We start from the raw sequence: 19,113 nt of genomic DNA, 5'->3' as shown, positions 1-19,113 counted from the left end.
GCTCGCGCGATGCCATGCTCGACGCCGCAGAAGCTGTGGTCGTCGAACACGGCGCGGTGCGCCTCACGCTCGACGCCGTGGCCCGCGCGGCCGGCGTCAGCAAGGGCGGCGTCATGTATCACTTCCCGAGCAAGAAGGCGCTGCTCGAAGCCCTGGTGACGCGCGCCATCGAACGCTCGCACGCGGCGCGCGAGGCGCAGCTCGGCAAGCTGCCGGAGAGCCCGGGCAGCGCGCTGCACGCCTATGTGCGCGCCTCGATCAACGACCCGCTGCACAACGATCGCGTCAGCAGCGCCCTGCTCGCGGTCGTCGCCAGCGATCCGAAGCTGATGTCGCCCGTCCGCGACTTCTTCGCGCAGCGTCTGCCGGCGATCAGCGCGGGCGTACCCTTCGAGCGCGCCGCGCTGGTGCATCTGGCGACCGAGGGCCTGTGGCTGATGGAGCTGTTCCGCGTCAGTCCGTTCAACAAGACCCAGCGCAGCCGCATCAAGCAGCTGCTGGCCACGCTCGCCGCCGAAGGCGGCACGGTGCCATGAGCCGAAGATTCCGTTTCACCGCCGCACAGGGGACCACCACGATGCTTCGAATTCCAGCGCTGACGATCGCCGCGCTCGCGCTGCTGGCTGTCGCCGGCTGCGGCAAGCAGGAAACGGCCGAGCCGTCGCCGGGCAGCGCTGCGGTCGCCGCGCGCCCGGCCGACCCGGCGCTCGCCGAGGTCTACGACGGCAGCTGCAAGCTCTGCCATGCCAATCCGGCTGCCGGCGCGCCGCTGTCGGGCGATCACAAGGCCTGGGCGCCGCGCATCGCGCAAGGCACCGATACCCTGCTCGACCACACGATCAACGGCTACCAGGGCATGCCGCCGATGGGCCTGTGCATGCAGTGCTCCGAAGAGGAACTGATCGCCCTGATCGAATTCATGTCGGGCGCCAAACTGGATCCGTGAGCAGGACACGAGGACACACCATGCAAGTCACCAGACGGGACCTGATCCGCCAGCTCGCCGCCGGCGTCGCACTCGGCGCCGGCGGCGGCTGGAACGCGCTCGCCGCCGCTGCCGCGCCGACGCACCGCATCATCCCGTGGCGCAACTGGTCGGGCGGCCAGGCCTGCATCCCGTTCGCGCGCCTCGCGCCGAAAACCGAGGATGAACTGAGTGCACTGATCCGTGGCGCGACCACGACGATCCGCCCGGTCGGCGCCGCCCACTCGTTCAGCCCGCTGGTGCCGACCGACGGCACCATCGTCTCGCTCGCCCACCTGCGCGGCCTGCTCGGCCACGATGCCGGCAAGCTGCAGTCCGAGTTCGGCGGCGGCACGCCGATGTCGACGATGGGCGAAGCGCTCAAGGCCGTCGGCCTGGCGCTGCCGAACATGTCCGACATCGACTACCAGACGCTGTCCGGCGCGATCTCGACCTCGACGCACGGCACCGGCGTCAGCTTCGGCTCGTACTCGACGCAGGTCGCCGGCCTGCGCCTGGCCACCGCCAGCGGCGAGCTGATCGACTGCGACGCCGAGCATCACCCGGAGATCTTCAACGCCGCGCGCTGCGGTCTCGGCGCGCTCGGCATCATCACGCGCGTGCGCCTGCAGAACCGCAAGGCCTTTCGTCTGCGCGAGCGGATGTGGATCGCCAAGACCAACGATCTGCTCGACGACGTCGACCGCCTGACGCGCGAGAACCAGCACTGGGAGATGCAGGTCATCACCCATTCCGACTACGCGGCGGCGATCGCGCTGAACGAGACCGAGGATCCGCCAACGCCGGTCGCCGATCCGGCGGCCGAGGGCGGCAACGAGTACGTCAAGGCGATCGAGAAGCTCGACAAGTACGGCAGCGACTGGCCGGCGGCGCGCTCGGCGATCCTCAACCTGATCGCGCGCACGGCGAGCTTCGACGACCGCGTCGGCGACTCGTACGCGATCTTCGCCAACGTGCGCAATGTGCGCTTCAACGAGATGGAATACTCGGTGCCGGCGGAAGCGGGTCCAGCCTGCCTGCGCGAGATCCTCAAGAAGATCCACGACAAGCAGCTGCCGACCTGGTTCCCGCTCGAATACCGCTACGTGCATGCCGACGACATTCCGCTCAGCATGTTCGAGGGCGGCCCGCGCTGCGCGATCTCGATCCATCAGCATTACACGATGGACTACCACAACTACTTCGCGGCGATCGAACCGATCTTCTGGAAGTACGGCGGCCGTCCGCACTGGGGCAAGCTGCACACGCTCGGCGCGCGCCAGCTGGCACCGCTCTACCCGCGCTGGAAGGAATTCACCGACGTGCGCGCCGCGCTCGACCCGCAGGGCCGCTTCCTGAACGGCCATCTGCGCACCGTGTTCGGCGTCTGACGGCGGCACGGGGGGAGAACACATGAACAGACGCAAGTTCCTGCTCGGCACGCTGGGCGTCGGCGCCGTCGCGATCGGCGGCGGTGCGGCGCTCAAGCCGGGCGACAAAGGCGCGCCGTACGATGACTATTTCCGTGCCCTGAACGACGAGTTGAAGCAGAACGGCCCGATGCGGCCGAGCGTGCTGATCGATCTCGACCGGCTCGACCACAACATCGCCGAGCTCAATGCCTTCACCGCCGCCAGCGGCAAGCACTACCGCATCGTCGAGAAGTCGCTGCCGTCGCTGCGGCTGATGCAGTACATCGCGCAGCGCACGAACACGAACCGGCTGATGTCCTTCCACCAGCCGTTCCTGAACCACGACGCCGAGAACATGCCGGAGGCCGACATCCTGCTCGGCAAGCCGCTGCCGGCGCGTTCGGCGCAGCTGTTCTACGAGCATCACAAGGGCAGCTTCGATCCCGCCCGGCAGCTGCAGTGGCTGATCGACACCCCGCACCATCTCGGCCAGTACCTCGACGTCGCGCGCGGGCTCGGCACGAAGATGCGCATCAACGTCGAGCTCGACGTCGGCCTGCACCGCGGCGGCGTCCGCGATCTCGCCGCGCTCGGCGAGCTGCTCAAGACCATCGCCGCGAATCCCGAGCATCTGGAGTTCGCCGGCTTCATGGGCTACGACCCGCACATCGTCGCGATCCCGTCGATCGTCGCCTCGCGCGAGGCGCTGCTGCAGCGCGTGCTCGACCAGTACCAGGCCTGCGTCGACTTCACGCGCCGCGAGTACGCCGCGCTGTGGCACGACGGCCTGACACTGAACACCGCCGGCAGCCCGTCGTACCAGCTGCATCGCGACGAAAAGATCAGCAACGAGGTGTCGGTCGGCACCGGCCTGCTCAAGCCGACGCACTACGACATCGACACGCTCGCCAATCACGTCCCGGCCGCCTATATCGCCACGCCGGTGCTGAAAGCCACCGGCCCGACCGAACTGCCCGGCCTCGACGAGAAGTCGGCGATCCTGTCGTGGTGGGACCCGAATCAGCGCGAGACCTACTTCATCTACGGCGGCAACTGGATGGCCGACTACGAGTCGCCGAAGGGCCTGCAGTTCTATTCGAGTTTCGGCCACAGCTCGAATCAGGAAGGCATCAACGGCTCGCCGGCGACCGGGTTGAAGGTCGACGATCAGGTCTTCTTCCGGCCGCAGGTCGTCGAGGAAGTGCTGCTCGAGTTCGGCGACCTGCTCGCGCTGCGCGGCGGCAAGATCGTCGATCGCTGGCCGGTCTACCGCCAGTAGCTGGCGAGCGGGTCGCGCTCAGGCGGCGACGCCGACCAGCGCCGCCAGCGCGTCCGGATCGCGGATCAGGATGCGTCCGTAGTCGAGTCCGATCCAGCCGCGCGACTCGAAGGCGCGCAGTTCCTTGCTGATCGTCTGCCGCGAGGTGCTCAGCATGTGCCCGAGCTCTTCCTGCGGCAGGTGCAGCTTGATCAGCACCGCGCCGTCCGCCTGCGTCTCGCCGTAATCCCGCGCCAGCTCGAGCAGACGCGCGGCGATGCGCGCCGGCATCGGCAGGAATGCCGCGTACTCGATCCACGCGAAGCTGCGCCGCAGCTTGCCGCACAGCAGGCGCATGAAGTGCGGATACAGCGCCGGGTGCCCGGCGAGCAGCGCGTGAAACCGTGCGCGCGGAATCAGCAGCAGCGTCGACGCGCCGATCGCGCAGGCGTTGTGCGTGCGCGGCAGCCCGTCGAACATCGAGATCTCGCCGAACCAGCTGCCCGGCTCGAACAGCTGGACCACCAGATCCCGACCGTCCGCCGTCGTCGCGCTGATCCGGATGCGCCCGGAGATCAGGCCGTACAGACCGTCGGCGGCATCGCCCTTGGCGAACAGCAGCGCGCCGTCGTCGAGCTGCCGCGGCACCGCCAGCAGCGCGAGCTGCTCCAGAGCCGGCGGCGGCAGGTCATGAAACCACTCGCTTTGCGCGATGAACGATCGGATCTCGGCGGGCGTCATGAGGGGCGGGCGAAAGTGTCGGCAACTTGACAGAGTCCGGGCACCGGCGCCGAGACAATGGCCGCACCTTATCCGACCGGAGCGCGCCATGCGCAAGCTGCAGACCTTCCTCGACGCCTACGCCGAGCACCACCGCCATCCGCTGAACGCACTCATCCACTGCGTCTGCGTGCCGCTGATCACCTTCACCAGCCTGGCACTGCTGTGGCTGGTCCCGGTCGGCCGCTGGCTCGGCGTCGCCGCGCCGCTCGCGCCTTACGTGAACCTGGCGACGCTGCTGGCCTTGCCGATCTTCGTCTTCTACATCCGCCTGAGCGTGCTCGCCGCGCTGCTGATGGCGCTGTGGTTCTTCGCGTCGGTGGCGGGGATCATGGCAATCCAGGCGGCCGGCCTGCCGCTGCTGGCGATCAGCGCCGGGCTGTGGCTGCTGGCCTGGGTCGTGCAGATCTATGGCCACAAGATCGAAGGCAAGAAGCCGTCCTTCTTCGACGACCTCGTGTTCCTGCTGATCGGCCCGCTGTACGTCAACGACAAGCTGTTCGTGCGCCTGGTCCGCAACTAGAACGCCGCCGCGGACGCCGCGCAGGCCGCGCCATCCGCCAAGCGGAGGGCGCTGCCTGCGCCGACCGTTCAGGCGCGCTGGGCCTGCTGGCGCGCGAAGAAGGTGATCAGCGGCTGGTAGAGCGCCGGCAGCAGGCGCACCACGATATCGAGGAACTTCGCGTCCGGGCCGACCAGCACGCGCCGCTTGTTGCCCTCGACGGCCTTGAGGATGATGCACGCCGCGCGATTCGCCGAGGTGATGAACAACTTGTCGAAGTTCACTTTCGCCGAATCGATGTCGCGCGCCAGCACACCCTCGATGCTCTTGCTGGTGCGCGCGGCCTTGGCGATGCCGGTCTTGATGCCGCCCGGATGCACGCTGGTCAGGCTGACCGGCGCCTTCATCAGCTCCAGCTCCTGGCGCAGGCACTCATTGAAGCCGCGCACCGCGAACTTGCTGGCGTTGTAGCAGCCGTTGCCGGGCACCGCGAACAGCCCGAAGATGCTCGAGGTGTTGACGATATGGCCCTCGCCCGACGCGCGCAGATGCGGCAGGAAGGCCTTGGAACCGTAGACGACGCCCCAGAAGTTGATGCCCATGATCCATTCGAAATCGCCGTAGTCGGCACCTTCGAGCGTCGTCGCCAGCGCCACGCCGGCGTTGTTGAAGATCAGGTTGACCTTGCCGTGGTCGGCGACGACCTTGTCGGCCCAGGCGTAGACCGCGTCGCGATCGGCGACGTCCAGCTTCTGCGTGGTGACGCGCACCGGATAGCGCTTGACTATCTCGGCGGTCTGCGCAAGACCCGCTTCGTTGACGTCGCTGATCGCGACGTGACAGCCGCGCTTGGCGAGTTCGATCGCCAGTTCGCGGCCCATGCCCGAGCCGGCGCCGGTAATCGCGGCAACCTTGTCCTTGAAGGACTTCATGTGTCTCCCCTCTTTGAAGTTCGAAGAAATCTGTGCGATCAGGTGCGCGCCGGCGTCGCCGTGGCCGAGGCGGCCAGGCGCTCGACGAGATAATCCTGCAGGCGGAAATGCCGCGTCTGGCGCCGGAACATGAAGGTGAAACCCGGCCAGATCGTGGTATTGCGGCCGCGCGCGTCGAGGTACCAGCTCTTGCAGCCGCCCGAGTTCCAGACCGCGGTGTTGACGTTGCCCTGCACGCGCTCGTTGAAGCGCTGCTGCACGTCGGCCCGCACCTCGACCGCGCGCAGCCCCTGGGCCCGCATCTGGCGGATGGCGTCCATCACGTAGGCGATCTGCGACTCGATCATGTAAACCTGCGAGGTGTGGCCGAGGCCGGTGTTCGGCCCCATCAGCATGAAGAAGTTCGGGAAGCCGTGGACGCTCGCGCCCAGATAGGCCTCGACGCCGTGATCCTTCCAGGTATCCCAGAGATCGCGGCCGCCGCGGCCGAAGATCGCGCCGCGCGGAATCGGGTCCTGCACAGTGAAGCCGGTGCCGAGGATGATGGCGTCGACCTCACGCACCCGGCCGTCGCCACTGACCACCGCCTGCTCGCGGATCTCGCGCACCTCGTCGGTGATGACGTCGACCTGCGGCTGCATCAGCGCCGGATAGTAGTCATTGGAGATCAGCACGCGCTTGCAGCCGATCCGGTAGTTCGGCGTCAGCTTGGCGCGCAGCCCCGCGTCCGGCACCTGCCGCTCCATGTGCTTGCGCGCCTGGCGCTGCACCAGCGCCATGATCTTCGGATTGACGACGAAGCCGAGCACGCGCGTTTCGAGAAAGGCGTAGAGCCCGGCGCGCATCAGCGTCTGCGTGAACGGCAGGCGGCGGAACAGCTTGCGCTCGACGGCCGAGATCGGGCGATCCGGCTTGGGCATGATCCACGGCGGCGTGCGCTGGTACAGATCGAGGTGCGCGACCTTCGGCACGATCTGCGGCACGAACTGGATCGCGCTGGCGCCGGTCCCGATCACGGCGACGCGCTTGCCGGCCAGATCGTAGTCGTGATCCCACTGCGCCGAGTGGAACAGCTTGCCCTGGAAGCGATCGAGGCCGGCGATCTTCGGCAGCGCCGGATTGCTCAGCGCGCCCATGCCGGAGACCAGCACGCGGCCGGCGAACTCGCGGCCGTCGGCGCTGCGCACGCGCCACAGTGCGGCGGCCTCGTCGTAGTGCGCGCTGCGCACGTCGGTGCCGAAGCGCACATGGCGCAGCAGATCGTAGCGCTCGGCGACGCCCTGCAGGTAGCGCTCGATCTCCGGCTGCTGCGCGAACATGCGCGACCATTCCGGGTTTTGGTCGAACGAGAACGAATACAGATGCGACTGCACGTCGCAGGCACAGCCCGGGTAGCGGTTGTCGCGCCAGGTGCCGCCGACACTCTGCGCACGCTCGAGCAGCGCGAAATCCTCGAAGCCGGCCTGGCGCAGCCGCACCGCCATGCCGAGCCCGGAAAACCCGGTCCCGATGATCAGCACCGACATCGGCTGCTCGCCTGCCCGGCTCGTATCGAACGCCATCGCCGCTCCCCTCGTTAATTGACAACCAGTGTTGTCACGTTACATTTTGACAACCGTTCATGTCAACATTGGTCGATGACAAGGTCGAAGCCCCCCGCACCCGGCCGCCGCTTTCGCGGCCTCGATCCGCAGGAACGCCAGCGCCAGCGTCGCGAACAGCTGATCGCGGCCGGCCTCAACGCGTTCGGCGGCAAGGGCTATCACGCCGTCGGCGTGCGCGAGATCTGCGCCGAGGCGCACCTCACCGAGCGCTATTTCTACGAGTCCTTCGCCAACCGCGAAGACCTGTTCCTGGCCGTCTACCACCAGGCGATCGGCACCATTCGCGCGGCGGTGATGCGCGCGCTCGGCCAGCCGCCGCGCGACGTGCAGACCATGGCACGCGCCGCGGTCCGCGCCTTCCTGGAAACGCTGCGCGACGATCCGCGCCTGTCGCGCATCCTGCTGATCGACGCGCTGACCGTCAGCGCCGAGGTCAGCCGCCAGTCGCAGCTGGCGACGCAGAGCTTCGCCGACATCGTCGGCTCGCTGATCCTGTCGCTGTATCCGCAGCTGCCCAAGCACGGCGTCGACGCGCAGCTGGTCGCCAACGGCCTGGTCGGCTCGACCGTCTACCTGGTCATGCACTGGGCCTTCAACGGCTTCAAGGCGCCGCTGGAGACCATCGTCGAGCACTGCGTGCTGTTCTACGACGCCGCCGGCACCGAGGCCGAGCGCCGCATCGGCCAGCTTGCGGCAGCCGGCAAGCCGCCGCCCGCCCGGCGCGGCTGAGCGCCGCCAGCGCCGATCGGTACATCATTCAAACCATCACCAAAGGGGGAGTTTCCAGATGAAGTTTCTGTTCAAGCTGCTGGCTGCGCTCGTGCTCGTCGCGATCGTCTACGTCGGCGCCGATCACCTGTTCCCGAAGCCGATGGCGCACGGCGCGATGGCCGTGCAGCACGCGCTCGGCGGCCTGACGCGCAAGACCGTGCAGATTCCGGGCTTCGAGATCGCCTATCTCGACGGCGGCCGCGGCGAGCCGCTGGTGCTGGTGCACGGCATCGGCGCCGACAAGGACAATTTCGCGCAGGCCGCGCCGTTCCTGCGTGGTGTCGGCCGCCTCGTCGCGCTCGACCTGCCGGGCTTCGGCGAGAGCAGCAAGCCGGCCGACGCCGACTACTCGATCCAGGCGCAGGTCGAGCACCTGGCGCAGTTCCTCGACGCGCTGCAGATCGCGCGCGCGCACCTCGGCGGCAGTTCGATGGGCGGTGCGATCGTGCTCGCCTTCGCGCGCGCCCATCCGGAACGCGTGCAGAGCCTGTGGCTGCTGGCGCCGGCCGGCGTCGGTTCGGCGCAGGAATCGGAAATGTTCCGCGCCTACCGCGAGCGCGGCGAGTTCCTGCTATTCGCCAAGACCCCGGACGACTTCGCGCGCGTCATGGCCATCGTCATGAGCCACCAGCCGCCGGTGCCGTACAGCGTCAAGCGCGAACTCGCCGCCGCCGCCGCCGCGAACTATCCGCTGCATACGCGGATCTTCCGCGAGCTTTCGGCCACGCCCGCCTTCCTCGAACGGCAGGTCGCCGGCCTGCCGACGCCGACGCTGATCGTCTGGGGCCAGGACGACCGTGTGCTCGACGTCTCCGGCGCCGAAATCCTGCACAAGGCATTGCCGAACTCGCAGCTGATCGTCATGCCCGACACCGGCCATCTGCCGATGCTCGAGGCGCCGTACCGTGCCGCCGCCGACTACAAGGCGTTCCGCGCCGGCCTGGCGCCGGCTCCCTGAGCTGCGTGCTAAGAACCAGGAGCATGGCCATGGACGGCATCGAATACCGCCGGGTTGCGGCGAACGGTCTGAACTTCAACGTGGCGCTGGCGGGCGAAGGTCCGCCGGTGCTGCTGCTGCACGGCTTCCCCGACACGCACCGCGTCTGGCAACAGCAGATCGGCGTGCTCGCGGCGGCCGGCTACCGCATCATCGCGCCCGACCAGCGCGGCTGCGGCGACAGCGATCTGGCGCCGCGCGTGCGCGACTACTGCCTCGAACACCTGCGCGACGACATGCTCGGCCTGCTCGACGCGCTCGACGTGCGCGAGCCGGTGCGCCTGGTCGGTCACGACTGGGGCGCGGTGGTCGGCTGGCAGCTGGCGATCGACGCGCCGCAGCGCTGGCACAGCTACGTGGCGATGTCGGTCGGCCACCCGGCCGAGTACCGGCGCGGCATCGAGCAGAAGCTGCGCGGCTGGTACGCGTTCATGTTCCTCGTCCCCGGTCTCGCCGAAACGCTGCTGCCCGCCGGCAACTGGCGCGCGCTGCGCAGCCTCAGTGCCGCCGACGAAGCCGAGGCGCGCGTCGCGGCGCTGTCGCGCCCAGGCCGGCTGACCGCCGGTCTGCGCTGGTACCGCGCCAACGCCTGGCGCGTCCTGACCGGCCGCTACGGCAAGACGCCGCTGCCGGTCTTCGGCCTGTGGAGCGACGGCGACTTCGCACTCGCCGAAAGCCAGATGCGCGATTCGCAGCGCCAGGTCACCGGGCCGTGGCGCTATGCGCGCATCGAGCACGCTTCGCACTGGCTGCAGATCGACCGCGCCGACGACATCAACCGCCTGCTGCTCGACTGGTTCGCCGCGCGCAGCCCCTGAGCCCGGCGCCGGCGGGTGCGGCCGCATGGCGCCCGCCGGATCGACGATAATGCGCGGCCGCCCCGCCGCGCCTGCCGATGCCTGTTTCCGTCCGCCCCGATCCGTCCAGCCCCTGGCGCTTCTGCGTCGCGCCGATGCTCGACTGGACCGACCGCCACTGCCGCTATTTCCTGCGCCAGATCTCGCGGCATGCGCGGCTGTACACGGAGATGGTGACGACCGGCGCGATCCTGCACGGCGACCGCGAGCGACACCTGCGCTTCGACGCTGCCGAGCATCCGCTGGCGCTGCAGCTCGGCGGCTCGGACGCCGATGCGCTGGCCCGCTGCGCCGAGATCGGCGAGCAGTTCGGCTACGACGAAATCAACCTCAACTGCGGCTGTCCGTCCGACCGCGTGCAGGGCGGCGGCTTCGGCGCCTGCCTGATGCACGAGCCGGCTCAGGTCGCCGCCGCCGTGCGCGCGATGCGCGCCGCGACCGCGCGGCCCGTCACCGTCAAGCACCGCATCGGCGTCGACGATTCGGACGAGTACGACTTCATGCGCCGCTTCGTCGACGCCATCGCCAATGCCGGCTGCGAGGTCTTCATCGTCCATGCGCGCAAGGCCTGGCTCAAGGGCCTGTCGCCGAAGGAGAACCGCGAGATTCCGCCGCTGCGCTACGAGGCGGTCTACCGCCTGAAGCAGGAATTCCCGCAGCTGACGATCGTGCTCAACGGCGGCGTGCGCAGCCTCGACGCCTGCACCACGCATCTGGCGCAGGTCGACGGCGTGATGCTCGGCCGCGAGGTCTACGAGAACCCTTACGTGCTCGCCGACGTCGACGCGCGCCTGTTCGGCGACGAGCATCCGGTCGCGAGCCGCGACGAGATCCTGGCGCGCATGCAGGACTATGCCGCGCAACAGCTCGCCGGCGGCGGTACCGCGCTGAACCACATCACCCGTCACATCCTCGGCCTGTACCGCAACCAGCCCGGCGGCCGCGCCTTCCGCCGCGTGCTCTCGGAGCGTGCCACGCGGCCCGGCAGCGACGCCACGCTGCTCGCCGCGGCACGCGAGGCGATGGATGCGCTACCCTCGCCGGCCGCTGCATAACGACATTCGAAATCCCACCACCGGAAAACCGTCATGACCGACACCAGCCCCGTCCGCGTCCGCATCGACACCACGCTCGGCGCGATCGAACTCGAACTCGACGCCGCCAAGGCGCCGAAGACCGTCGCCAACTTCGTGCAGTACGCCAACGACGGCCACTACGACGGCCTCGTCTTCCACCGCGTGATCAAGGGCTTCATGATCCAGGGCGGCGGCTACGACAGCGAGTACGGCCAGCGCCGCACGCGCGCGCCGATCGCGATCGAATCGAACAACGGCCTGAAGAACGACCGCGGCACCATCGCCATGGCGCGCACCTCGGATCCGAACTCGGCGACCTCGCAGTTCTTCATCAACCACGGCGACAACGACTTCCTGAACTATCCGGGCCAGGACGGCTACGGCTACGCGGTGTTCGGCAAGGTCACCTCGGGCCTCGACATCGTCGACAAGATCGCCGAAACGCCGACCGGCAACGCGCGTCCGTTCGGCCGCGACGTGCCGGTCACGCAAGTCGTCATCGACAAGGTCACGGTGCTCTGAGCGCCCGGCTTCGTCATTGCGTGCGCGAGCGCCGCGAGTGGGAAATCATGCAGCCGCCTGGCCGGATCGGATGACGCTGCGGGATGGCATCGTCGCCGCGCGCCGCGCACTGCCGAAGCATCCCGCAGCCGGGACCGCCGCATGATCCTGCTGCTGTCGGACCTGCACCTGCCGAACGAGCCCTCGCCGCTGCGCGAGGGCTTTCGGCATTTCCTCGCCGGCCCGGCGCGGCAGGCGCAAGGCGTCTACATCCTCGGCGACCTGTTCGAGTACTGGGTCGGCGACGATGTCGGGCTCGAGGACTACGCGCCGGAGATCGCCGCACTTCGCGCGCTGACCGCGAGCGGCGTGCCGGTCTACTTCATCGCCGGCAACCGCGACTTTCTGGTCGGTCGCCGCTGTGCGCAGGCGAGCGGCGTGCAGATCCTGCGCGATCCGCTCGTCGTCGAACTTGGCGGCGTGCCGACGCTGCTGTCGCACGGCGATCTGCTCTGCACCGACGACCGGCGCTACCAGCGCTGGCGGCGCTTCGCGCACAACCGCGTCGCACAATGGCTGTTCCTGCGTCTGCCAAAGGCGCGCCGCCACCGCATCGCCGGCGGCCTGCGCCGGCAGAGCGGCGCCGAAAAGCGCAACAAGCCGGCGGCGATCATGGACGTCAACGAGCAGACCGTGCAGGCGACAATGCGGCGCTACGGCGTGACGCGCCTGATCCACGGCCACACGCACCGGCCGGCCGACCATCTGCTGCGGCTCGGCCCGCAGCGCGGCACGCGGCTGGTGCTGGCCGACTGGCATCCGCAGCGCATGGAGTATCTCAGCGTCGACGCGCAGGGCTGCGTGCGGCGCTGCATCGAGCGCTGAGGCGGCGTCGCGAGCGGCTCATCAGTCGACGCGCAGCCGTGCCGCCGGCGTCGGCTCGCCTTCCGAGGTCAGCAACAGCTCGCCAGCGTCGGCGCTCCAGGCGATCGCCTCGATCTGCGGATCGTCCGGCACCGCGTACGATTTCGGTGGACGCGCAAAGGCCTGCGCCCAGCTCTCGCCCTCGGCGCGCGTATAGATGTAGGCGCGAGTCAGCGTGACGACCGCGGCGCGGCGCGCATCGGCCGCGAAATCCATCGACGTCACCCAGTTGATCGACTCCGGGTCCGGCGCGTCGGCGGCCGCGCGCGGGATGCTGATTTCGCCGAGCGCTTCGGCGACGACCAGCGGCGAAACCGGATGCAGCGGCACGCGATACAGCCGCGGCACGGCGTCGCGCTTGCTGAGCAGGTAGACGCTGCCTTCCTCGGCGTCGACCGCGACCGCCTCGCAATCGCGCGGCCCGTCCGGATAGACCAGCGCGAAGCTGCGCGATACGCGGGTCTCGAGCGCCGCGCCGGCCGCGTCGAGCGCCGGCTCGTCGAGCACGTAGAGGCGCACGGCCGGACGCAGGGCGCTGTTGTCGCCGACGTCGGCGACCAGCAGGCGCGGCACGCCGTCCTCGACGAAGCCGCTGATGTCTTCCCAGTCGAGATTGAGCGCACCCTGCACATGCAGCACGCCGCGCGCCGCTCCCTGTGCGTCGAAGGCGTAGAGGTCGGTCGGACCGCCGCTGTCGTTGTGACTCCAGTACACGCCGGGGCTGCGCCCGGAGCGGGCCAGGCCCGATGACTCGGTCAGCGCCGGCTGCGCGACGACGAAGCGCTCGATCGCCGCCCCGCCCGACGGGCCGGAGCCTCCGTCCTGGCAGCCCGGCAGCGCCACGAACGCGCAGGCGAGAAGCAGCGGAGCAAGCATGCGCATCGGACGAACCCGGGTATCGCGTGGAGCGGGGCGCGCACGCTAACCGGCAGCGATGACAGACGCGTGAAGACGCACCGGCCGCACCGGCGACCCGGCACCCGTCAGGGCACGCAGCCGACGCCGGCGCAGGCCTGCTCTTCGATCTGGATCGTGCTGTGGGTGATGCCGAAGCGGGCCTGCAGCACGCGCTGGATCGCCGACAGGGCGGCGTCGCGGCCGACGTTCTCGCGCAGCGTCGCGTGCAGCGTGACGACCGGCCGGTCGTCGGTCAGCGACCAGGCGTGGACGTGATGGACGCTCGCCACCGCTTCGACGTCGGCTTCGATCGCGCTGGCGATCGAACGCTCGTCGAGTCCTTCCGGCGTGCCTTCGAGCAGCACGTGCGCGGCCTGGCGCGCGATCGACCAGCCGGTGCGCAGCATCAGCAGGGCGACCAGCGCCGACAGCAGCGGATCGGCGATCATCCAGCCGAAGCCCCAGATCAGCGCACCGGCGACCAGCGCCGCGACGCTGCCGAGCAGATCGCCCATCACGTGCGCGAGCGCGCCGCGCACGTTGAGGTTCTGTTCGCCGCCGGACAGGATCGCGAACGAGGCGAGATTGACGAGCAGGCCGAGCACGGCGATGACGACGACGACGCGTCCCTGCACCGCGACCGGCTCCCAGAGCCGGGTCAGCGCCTCGGCCAGGATCCAGACCGCGAGCGCCAGCAGGCCGAGGCCGTTGACGAAGGCGGCGAGCACCTGCCAGCGGTGATGGCCGTAGCTCATCGCCGGCGTCGCCGGCCGGCGCGCGGCACGCACGGCGACGAAGGCCATCGCCAGCGCCGCCGCGTCGGTCAGCATGTGCGCGGCGTCGGCCAGCAGCGCCAGCGAACCGGCGACCAGGCCGCCGATCGCCTCCGCGAACATGAAGCCGCCGGTCAGCAGCAGCGCCCAGAACAGCTTGCGCTCCGACGCGCCGACGCCATGCAGGTGCGGACCATGACCGTGATGGTCGTGGCCGTGCTCATGATGGCCGGCGCCGTGGACGTGCGGCGCAGCGTGCACGGCGTGCGGCGCATGCCGGTGCGCGGACGCGTGATCGTGCGCGTGGTGGTGATCGTCAGGGGCGTGATCGTGCGGCATCGCGAACGGCGGGGGTGGCGAGACGGTCTACAGTATCGCCGTTCGGCGGCCGTCACGCATGCGCCGGCGGCTCGTGGCCGCACAGCTCGGCGTCGGCGAAACCGGCGGCGCGGCGCGCGTCGAGATTGAACGGCGGATGCAGACGCACGCCGTGCTCGTCGAGCAGGCGCCGGAACGTCGCGTCCGGCTCCAGGCCGCGCGCCGCGCACAGATGGCGGAACCAGCGCGTGCCGATCGCGACGTGCCGCACTTCCTCGCGCAGGATCACTTCGAGCACGGCGATGGTGTCGTGATCGCCGAGCTCGCGCAGGCGCTGGATCATGCCTGGCGTCACGTCGAGGCCGCGCGCCTCGAGCACGCGCGGCACCAGCGCCATGCGCACGAGCGGATCGTGTGCGGTCTTCTCGGCCGCTTCCCACAGACCGTTGTGCGCCGGCAGCGCGCCGTAGTCGCTGCCCAGCTCGCGCAGCCGCGCCCGCATCAGCTGGAAGTGGCGCGCCTCATCCTGCGCGACGCTGAGCCAGTCGGCATAGAACGCCGCCGGCAGACCCTCGAAGCGCCAGCCGGCGTCGAGCGCGAGATTGATGGCGTTGAATTCGATGTGCGCGACCGCGTGCGCGAGCGCCGCCCGCCCCTCGCGCGTGCCGAGACCGCGGCGCGGCACTGCGCGCGGCGCGACCAGCGGCGGCTGCGCCGGACGCCCCGGCACCGGGCGCGGATCGTCGCTGCCTTCGTCACCCGCGTCCGGCGCGGCCTCGGCGCGCAGCGCCGCGACACGCGCGCACTTGGCGTCCGGATCGGTCTCGACCAGCGCCGCGTGCCAGGCACGCCGCGTCCGCGCGTCCACGGCGTCTCAGGCCTGCAGGCCGCGCGCCAGATCGGCGCGAAGATCCTGCAGATCCTCGAGACCGACGGCGAGGCGCAACAGACCTTCGGTGATGCCGGACTGCGCGCGCGCCTCGGCGCTGATGCGGCCGTGCGTGGTCGTGGCCGGATGGGTGATCGTCGTGCGCGTGTCGCCGAGGTTGGCGGTGATCGAAATCAGCCGCGTCGCGTCGATGACGCGCCAGGCCGCCTCGCGGCCGCCGTCGACCTCGAAGGCGACGACCGCGCCGAAACCGGACTGCTGGCGGCGCGCCAGCTCGTGCTGCGCGTGCGTGACCAGACCCGGGTAGAACACGCGCCGCACCGCGGCCTGCTCTTGCAGCCACTCGGCGAGGCGATGCGCGTTCTCGCAGTGCGCTTTCATGCGCACCGCCAGCGTCTCCAGGCCCTTGAGGAAGACCCAGGCGTTGAACGGGCTCATGCACGGCCCGGCGGTGCGCATGAAACCGAACACGTCCTTGCCGACGCGCTGGGCATCGCCGACGATCGCGCCGCCGACGCAGCGGCCCTGCCCGTCGATGTACTTGGTCGCCGAGTGGATCACGAAGTCGGCGCCGAGCGTCAGCGGCCGCTGCAGCACCGGCGTCAGGAAACAGTTGTCGACCGCCAGAAGCGCACCATGGCGATGCGCGATGTCGGCGAGCGCGGCGATGTCGACCAGCTCGACCAGCGGATTGGTCGGCGTCTCGGCGAACAGCAGCCTGGTGTTCGGCCGCACGGCGCGCTCCCAGGCCGTCGTATCGGTCTGGTCGACGAAGCTCACCTCGATGCCGAACTTCGTCAGGATGTTGCCGAACAGGCTGAGCGTCGAGCCGAACAGGCCGCGCGACGACACGATGTGGTCGCCCTGCTTGAGCAGCGCCAGGCACAGCGTCAGCACCGCCGCCATGCCGCTCGCGGTCGCCACGCAGCTCTGCCCGCCTTCCATCGCCGCGAGGCGTTTCTCGAAGGCCTCGGTGGTCGGATTGGTGAAGCGCGAATAGATGTAACCGGGCTCCTGCCCGGCGAACACGGCCGCCGCCTGCGCGGCGCTCTCGAACACGTAGCTGGACGTCATCGAGATCGACGCCGAGTGCTCGCGGTTGCCGGTACGCGGCTCCGCGGCGCGCACGCCGAGCGTCGCGCTGCCCCAATCCGGATCGAACAATTCACTGCTCACGGCCTGACTCCTGCGGGCCATGCAAAAGCCCGCCAGCATCGTTCCATGCCAAACGGGCTCACGCCCCGTTTAGCGACATTTGTTGGAAGACCGCGACGGTCTTCCGCGCCTGCAAGCTGGGAGCAAATCGGCGCGCGCGCAAAGGTACGGCCAAATCCTGCCCGCTTCAAGCGGCCGGTCGAAGATGTGCGCGATGGCGTCGCGAGCAAGCGCCAAGGCCGCGTCCGCGGCACACGGCTGTGCGAAGCACAGCGAACCCCACGGGCGCAGCCTTGGCGCGCGCAGCAGCCGGATCGCGCATCTTCAGGCGTTGGGCAGCTCGAGCAGGGTCTGCGCCTTCTTGCGCGCTGCCCGGGCGGCATCGGAGCGGAACAGCTCCAGCTGGTTCAGATACTCGGTGGTGACGTCCTGCGTGATGTACTCGCCGTTGAACACCGAGCAATCGAAGCGCGTGATGTTCGGGTTGCCGGTGCGCACGGCCTCGATCAGGTCTTCCAGATCCTGGTAGATCAGGCGGTCGGCGCCAAGCATCTTCTGCAGCTCCTCGACCGAGCGGCCGTGCGCGACCAGCTCGCTCGACGTCGGCATGTCGATGCCATAGACGTTCGGGTAGCGCACCGGCGGCGAGGCCGAGGCGAAGTAGACCTTTTTGGCGCCGGCGTCGCGCGCCATCTCGATGATCTCCTTCGAGGTCGTGCCGCGCACGATCGAGTCGTCGACCAGCAGCACGTTCTTGCCGCGGAACTCGACGCCGACCGGGTTCAGCTTCTGGCGCACCGACTTCTTGCGCTGCGCCTGGCCGGGCATGATGAAGGTGCGGCCGATGTAGCGGTTCTTGATGAAGCCCTCGCGGTACAGCACGCCGAGGCGCGTCGCGAGTTCAGCACCGGCGACGCGCGAGGTGTCCGGAATCGGGATCACGACGTCGATGTCGTGGTCCGGCCACTCGCGCAGGATCTTCTCGGCGAGCTTGACGCCCATGCGCAGGCGCGCCTTGTAAACGTAGATATCGTCGATCACCGAGTCCGGACGCGCCAGGTAGACGTGCTCGAAGATGCACGGCGAGTAGATCGGATTGGCCGCGCACTGGCGCTTGTGGAGCTTGCCGTCGAGCGTGATCAGCACCGCCTCGCCGGGCGCGATGTCGTCGATCAGCTCGTAGCCGAGCGCGTCGAGCGCGACCGACTCGGAAGCGATCATGTACTCGGGCCCCTTGCTGGTCTCGCGCCGGCCGTAGACCGCCGGGCGGATGCCGTAAGGATCGCGGAAGCCGACGATGCCGAAGCCGGTGATCATCGCCACGCAGGCATAGGCGCCACGGCAGCGCAGGTGCACGCCGGAGACAGCAGCGAAGATGTCGTCCGCGGTCAGGCGCAGCACGCCGCGCTGCAGCAGCTCGTGCGCGAAGACGTTCAGCAGCACCTCGGAATCCGACTCGGTATTCAGGTGGCGGCGATCCTCGAGAAACAGCTCCTGCTTGAGCTCCTCGGCGTTGGTCAGGTTGCCGTTGTGCGACAGCGAGATGCCGAACGGGGTGTTGGTGTAGAACGGCTGCGCCTCGGCCGAAGTCGAGGAGCCGGCCGTCGGATAGCGGACGTGGGCGACGCCCATGTTGCCGCGCAGCTTCGCCATCTGGTCATCGGCATGGAAGACGTCGCGGACCAGGCCGTTCTCCTTGCGCAGGTACAGGCGGTGACCTTCATTGGTGATGATGCCGGCGGCGTCCTGTCCGCGGTGCTGCAGCATGGTCAGGGCATCGAACAGGTCCGAATTGACGGCTGAACTCTGCGAAACGATTCCGGCGATTCCACACATGGCTTAAGAATCCGTAGAAGAAGACTGGGTTGCCGTCGGCGACGCGGCGGGAGACTGCAGATAATCGAGCCAGCGCTGCGGCACGAGCGTCTCGACACCGCGCGCGATGCCGACGAAATGGGGAACGATCGCCGAGCGCTGCCACCAGTTGTCCTGGGCGGCGCCGAGACGGCCGGCGACGAGCACGAAGACGACCAGCGCGATGCCCGCGCGCAGTACGCCGATCCCGCCGCCAAGGGTGCGGTCGGAAGCCGAAAAACGGCTGTCGCGGACCGCCTGCACGGCGATATGGGTGACGATGGCGCCGACGATCAGGGCGGCGAAGAACACCAGGCCGCAGGCCACGGCCTCGCGCAGCGCCGGATCGGCGATGCGCCCGGCGAGCAGGCCGGCCGCCTGGCCGCCGAACAGGGCCGCAGCGGCGAAAGCGAGAATCCAGGTCAGCAGGCTGAGCACTTCGCGGGTGAAACCACGCAATACGCCGATGAGAACAGAGATCAGCGCGAGGGCGACGATGCAGTAGTCGATCCAAGTCATGCGGCACGCGCGGCGTGGGCTGGGCGGGATTTTACCACTGCGTGACGTTCGCTGCGGCGGGAAAAACCCGCTGACGCGACAAGATGGTGCATGGATTCGGATCGGACCGTGCGAAACGGGCGCCGATCGC

General features: G+C 69.1%; 20 protein-coding genes. 11 read left to right on the top strand and 9 right to left on the bottom strand.

What is annotated here, in order from left to right; genetic code table 11:
- The first annotated feature begins 14 nt into the window (after window positions 1-14).
- From H149_RS0113575 to H149_RS0113560, 4 genes are read left to right on the top strand one after another with little or no spacing between them, the layout of a single operon-like run.
- Window positions 15-536: a TetR/AcrR family transcriptional regulator gene (locus H149_RS0113575; RefSeq protein WP_154654816.1), complete on the top strand. Its 522-nt coding sequence runs from the start codon at window positions 15-17 to the stop codon at window positions 534-536.
- A gap of 41 nt (window positions 537-577) precedes the next feature.
- A complete protein-coding gene (locus tag H149_RS0113570; RefSeq protein ID WP_020650311.1) occupies window positions 578-946 on the top strand; it encodes a c-type cytochrome in 369 nt (122 codons plus the stop codon).
- A gap of 20 nt (window positions 947-966) precedes the next feature.
- Entirely contained in the window at window positions 967-2,355 is a 1,389-nt protein-coding gene (locus tag H149_RS0113565) for a D-arabinono-1,4-lactone oxidase (RefSeq protein WP_020650310.1), read from the top strand.
- A gap of 22 nt (window positions 2,356-2,377) precedes the next feature.
- Window positions 2,378-3,655, top strand: coding sequence for a DSD1 family PLP-dependent enzyme (locus H149_RS0113560; RefSeq protein WP_020650309.1), 1,278 nt, complete (start codon window positions 2,378-2,380; stop codon window positions 3,653-3,655).
- 18 nt (window positions 3,656-3,673) lie between these two features.
- Here the strand turns inward: H149_RS0113560 and H149_RS0113555 are convergent, their stop codons facing one another.
- On the bottom strand, window positions 3,674-4,375 hold the full coding sequence (locus tag H149_RS0113555; RefSeq protein ID WP_020650308.1) for a Crp/Fnr family transcriptional regulator: 702 nt from the start codon (window positions 4,373-4,375) through the stop codon (window positions 3,674-3,676).
- 88 nt (window positions 4,376-4,463) lie between these two features.
- Here H149_RS0113555 and H149_RS0113550 point away from each other — a divergent pair, with 88 nt between their 5' ends.
- The gene (locus H149_RS0113550) at window positions 4,464-4,937 is read left to right on the top strand and encodes an Mpo1 family 2-hydroxy fatty acid dioxygenase (protein WP_020650307.1); all 474 of its coding nucleotides are present in this window, start codon (window positions 4,464-4,466) and stop codon (window positions 4,935-4,937) included.
- Window positions 4,938-5,005: 68 nt separating this feature from the next.
- On the opposite strand, the gene H149_RS21015 is transcribed toward H149_RS0113550, so the two are convergent.
- Both H149_RS21015 and H149_RS21010 read right to left on the bottom strand, forming a co-directional pair.
- Window positions 5,006-5,848 (bottom strand): SDR family NAD(P)-dependent oxidoreductase, encoded by an 843-nt coding sequence (locus H149_RS21015; protein ID WP_020650306.1) that lies wholly within the window; start codon window positions 5,846-5,848, stop codon window positions 5,006-5,008.
- A 38-nt stretch (window positions 5,849-5,886) separates the two neighbouring features.
- Entirely contained in the window at window positions 5,887-7,410 is a 1,524-nt protein-coding gene (locus tag H149_RS21010; protein ID WP_020650305.1) for a flavin-containing monooxygenase, read from the bottom strand.
- Between the two features lie 75 nt (window positions 7,411-7,485).
- On the opposite strand from H149_RS21010, the gene H149_RS0113535 reads away from it, so the two are divergent.
- From H149_RS0113535 to H149_RS0113510, 6 genes are all read left to right on the top strand, one after another.
- The gene (locus H149_RS0113535) at window positions 7,486-8,181 is read left to right on the top strand and encodes a TetR/AcrR family transcriptional regulator (RefSeq protein ID WP_020650304.1); all 696 of its coding nucleotides are present in this window, start codon (window positions 7,486-7,488) and stop codon (window positions 8,179-8,181) included.
- Between the two features lie 58 nt (window positions 8,182-8,239).
- Window positions 8,240-9,181 carry an alpha/beta fold hydrolase gene (locus H149_RS21005; protein WP_020650303.1) on the top strand — a complete coding sequence of 314 codons (942 nt, stop codon included), beginning with the start codon at window positions 8,240-8,242 and terminating at the stop codon, window positions 9,179-9,181.
- A gap of 29 nt (window positions 9,182-9,210) precedes the next feature.
- Window positions 9,211-10,038 carry an alpha/beta fold hydrolase gene (locus H149_RS0113525; protein WP_020650302.1) on the top strand — a complete coding sequence of 276 codons (828 nt, stop codon included), beginning with the start codon at window positions 9,211-9,213 and terminating at the stop codon, window positions 10,036-10,038.
- 77 nt (window positions 10,039-10,115) lie between these two features.
- On the top strand, window positions 10,116-11,132 hold the full coding sequence (dusA, locus tag H149_RS0113520; RefSeq protein ID WP_083930971.1) for a tRNA dihydrouridine(20/20a) synthase DusA: 1,017 nt from the start codon (window positions 10,116-10,118) through the stop codon (window positions 11,130-11,132).
- 33 nt (window positions 11,133-11,165) lie between these two features.
- On the top strand, window positions 11,166-11,675 hold the full coding sequence (locus H149_RS0113515) for a peptidylprolyl isomerase (RefSeq protein WP_020650300.1): 510 nt from the start codon (window positions 11,166-11,168) through the stop codon (window positions 11,673-11,675).
- A gap of 141 nt (window positions 11,676-11,816) precedes the next feature.
- Complete coding sequence (locus H149_RS0113510; RefSeq protein WP_020650299.1) at window positions 11,817-12,539, top strand: UDP-2,3-diacylglucosamine diphosphatase; 723 nt, start codon at window positions 11,817-11,819, stop codon at window positions 12,537-12,539.
- A 21-nt stretch (window positions 12,540-12,560) separates the two neighbouring features.
- On the opposite strand, the gene H149_RS0113505 is transcribed toward H149_RS0113510, so the two are convergent.
- The 6 genes from H149_RS0113505 to H149_RS21000 form a co-directional block, all read right to left on the bottom strand.
- Window positions 12,561-13,454: a hypothetical protein gene (locus tag H149_RS0113505; RefSeq protein WP_154654805.1), complete on the bottom strand. Its 894-nt coding sequence runs from the start codon at window positions 13,452-13,454 to the stop codon at window positions 12,561-12,563.
- Between the two features lie 107 nt (window positions 13,455-13,561).
- Entirely contained in the window at window positions 13,562-14,587 is a 1,026-nt protein-coding gene (locus H149_RS0113500; protein ID WP_020650297.1) for a cation diffusion facilitator family transporter, read from the bottom strand.
- A 52-nt stretch (window positions 14,588-14,639) separates the two neighbouring features.
- On the bottom strand, window positions 14,640-15,434 hold the full coding sequence (locus H149_RS0113495; RefSeq protein WP_020650296.1) for a ferritin-like domain-containing protein: 795 nt from the start codon (window positions 15,432-15,434) through the stop codon (window positions 14,640-14,642).
- Between the two features lie 6 nt (window positions 15,435-15,440).
- The gene (locus tag H149_RS0113490; protein ID WP_245540526.1) at window positions 15,441-16,631 is read right to left on the bottom strand and encodes an O-succinylhomoserine sulfhydrylase; all 1,191 of its coding nucleotides are present in this window, start codon (window positions 16,629-16,631) and stop codon (window positions 15,441-15,443) included.
- 303 nt (window positions 16,632-16,934) lie between these two features.
- Window positions 16,935-18,446, bottom strand: a complete 1,512-nt coding sequence (purF, locus tag H149_RS0113485; RefSeq protein ID WP_020650294.1) for an amidophosphoribosyltransferase — start codon at window positions 18,444-18,446, stop codon at window positions 16,935-16,937.
- Window positions 18,447-18,449: 3 nt separating this feature from the next.
- Window positions 18,450-18,983 (bottom strand): CvpA family protein, encoded by a 534-nt coding sequence (locus tag H149_RS21000; RefSeq protein ID WP_020650293.1) that lies wholly within the window; start codon window positions 18,981-18,983, stop codon window positions 18,450-18,452.
- Window positions 18,984-19,113: the final 130 nt, after the last annotated feature.

The organism is Solimonas variicoloris DSM 15731 (assembly GCF_000382285.1).
Taxonomy (GTDB): domain Bacteria; phylum Pseudomonadota; class Gammaproteobacteria; order Nevskiales; family Nevskiaceae; genus Solimonas; species Solimonas variicoloris.
This window is presented reverse-complemented; position numbering and strand designations above follow the sequence as displayed.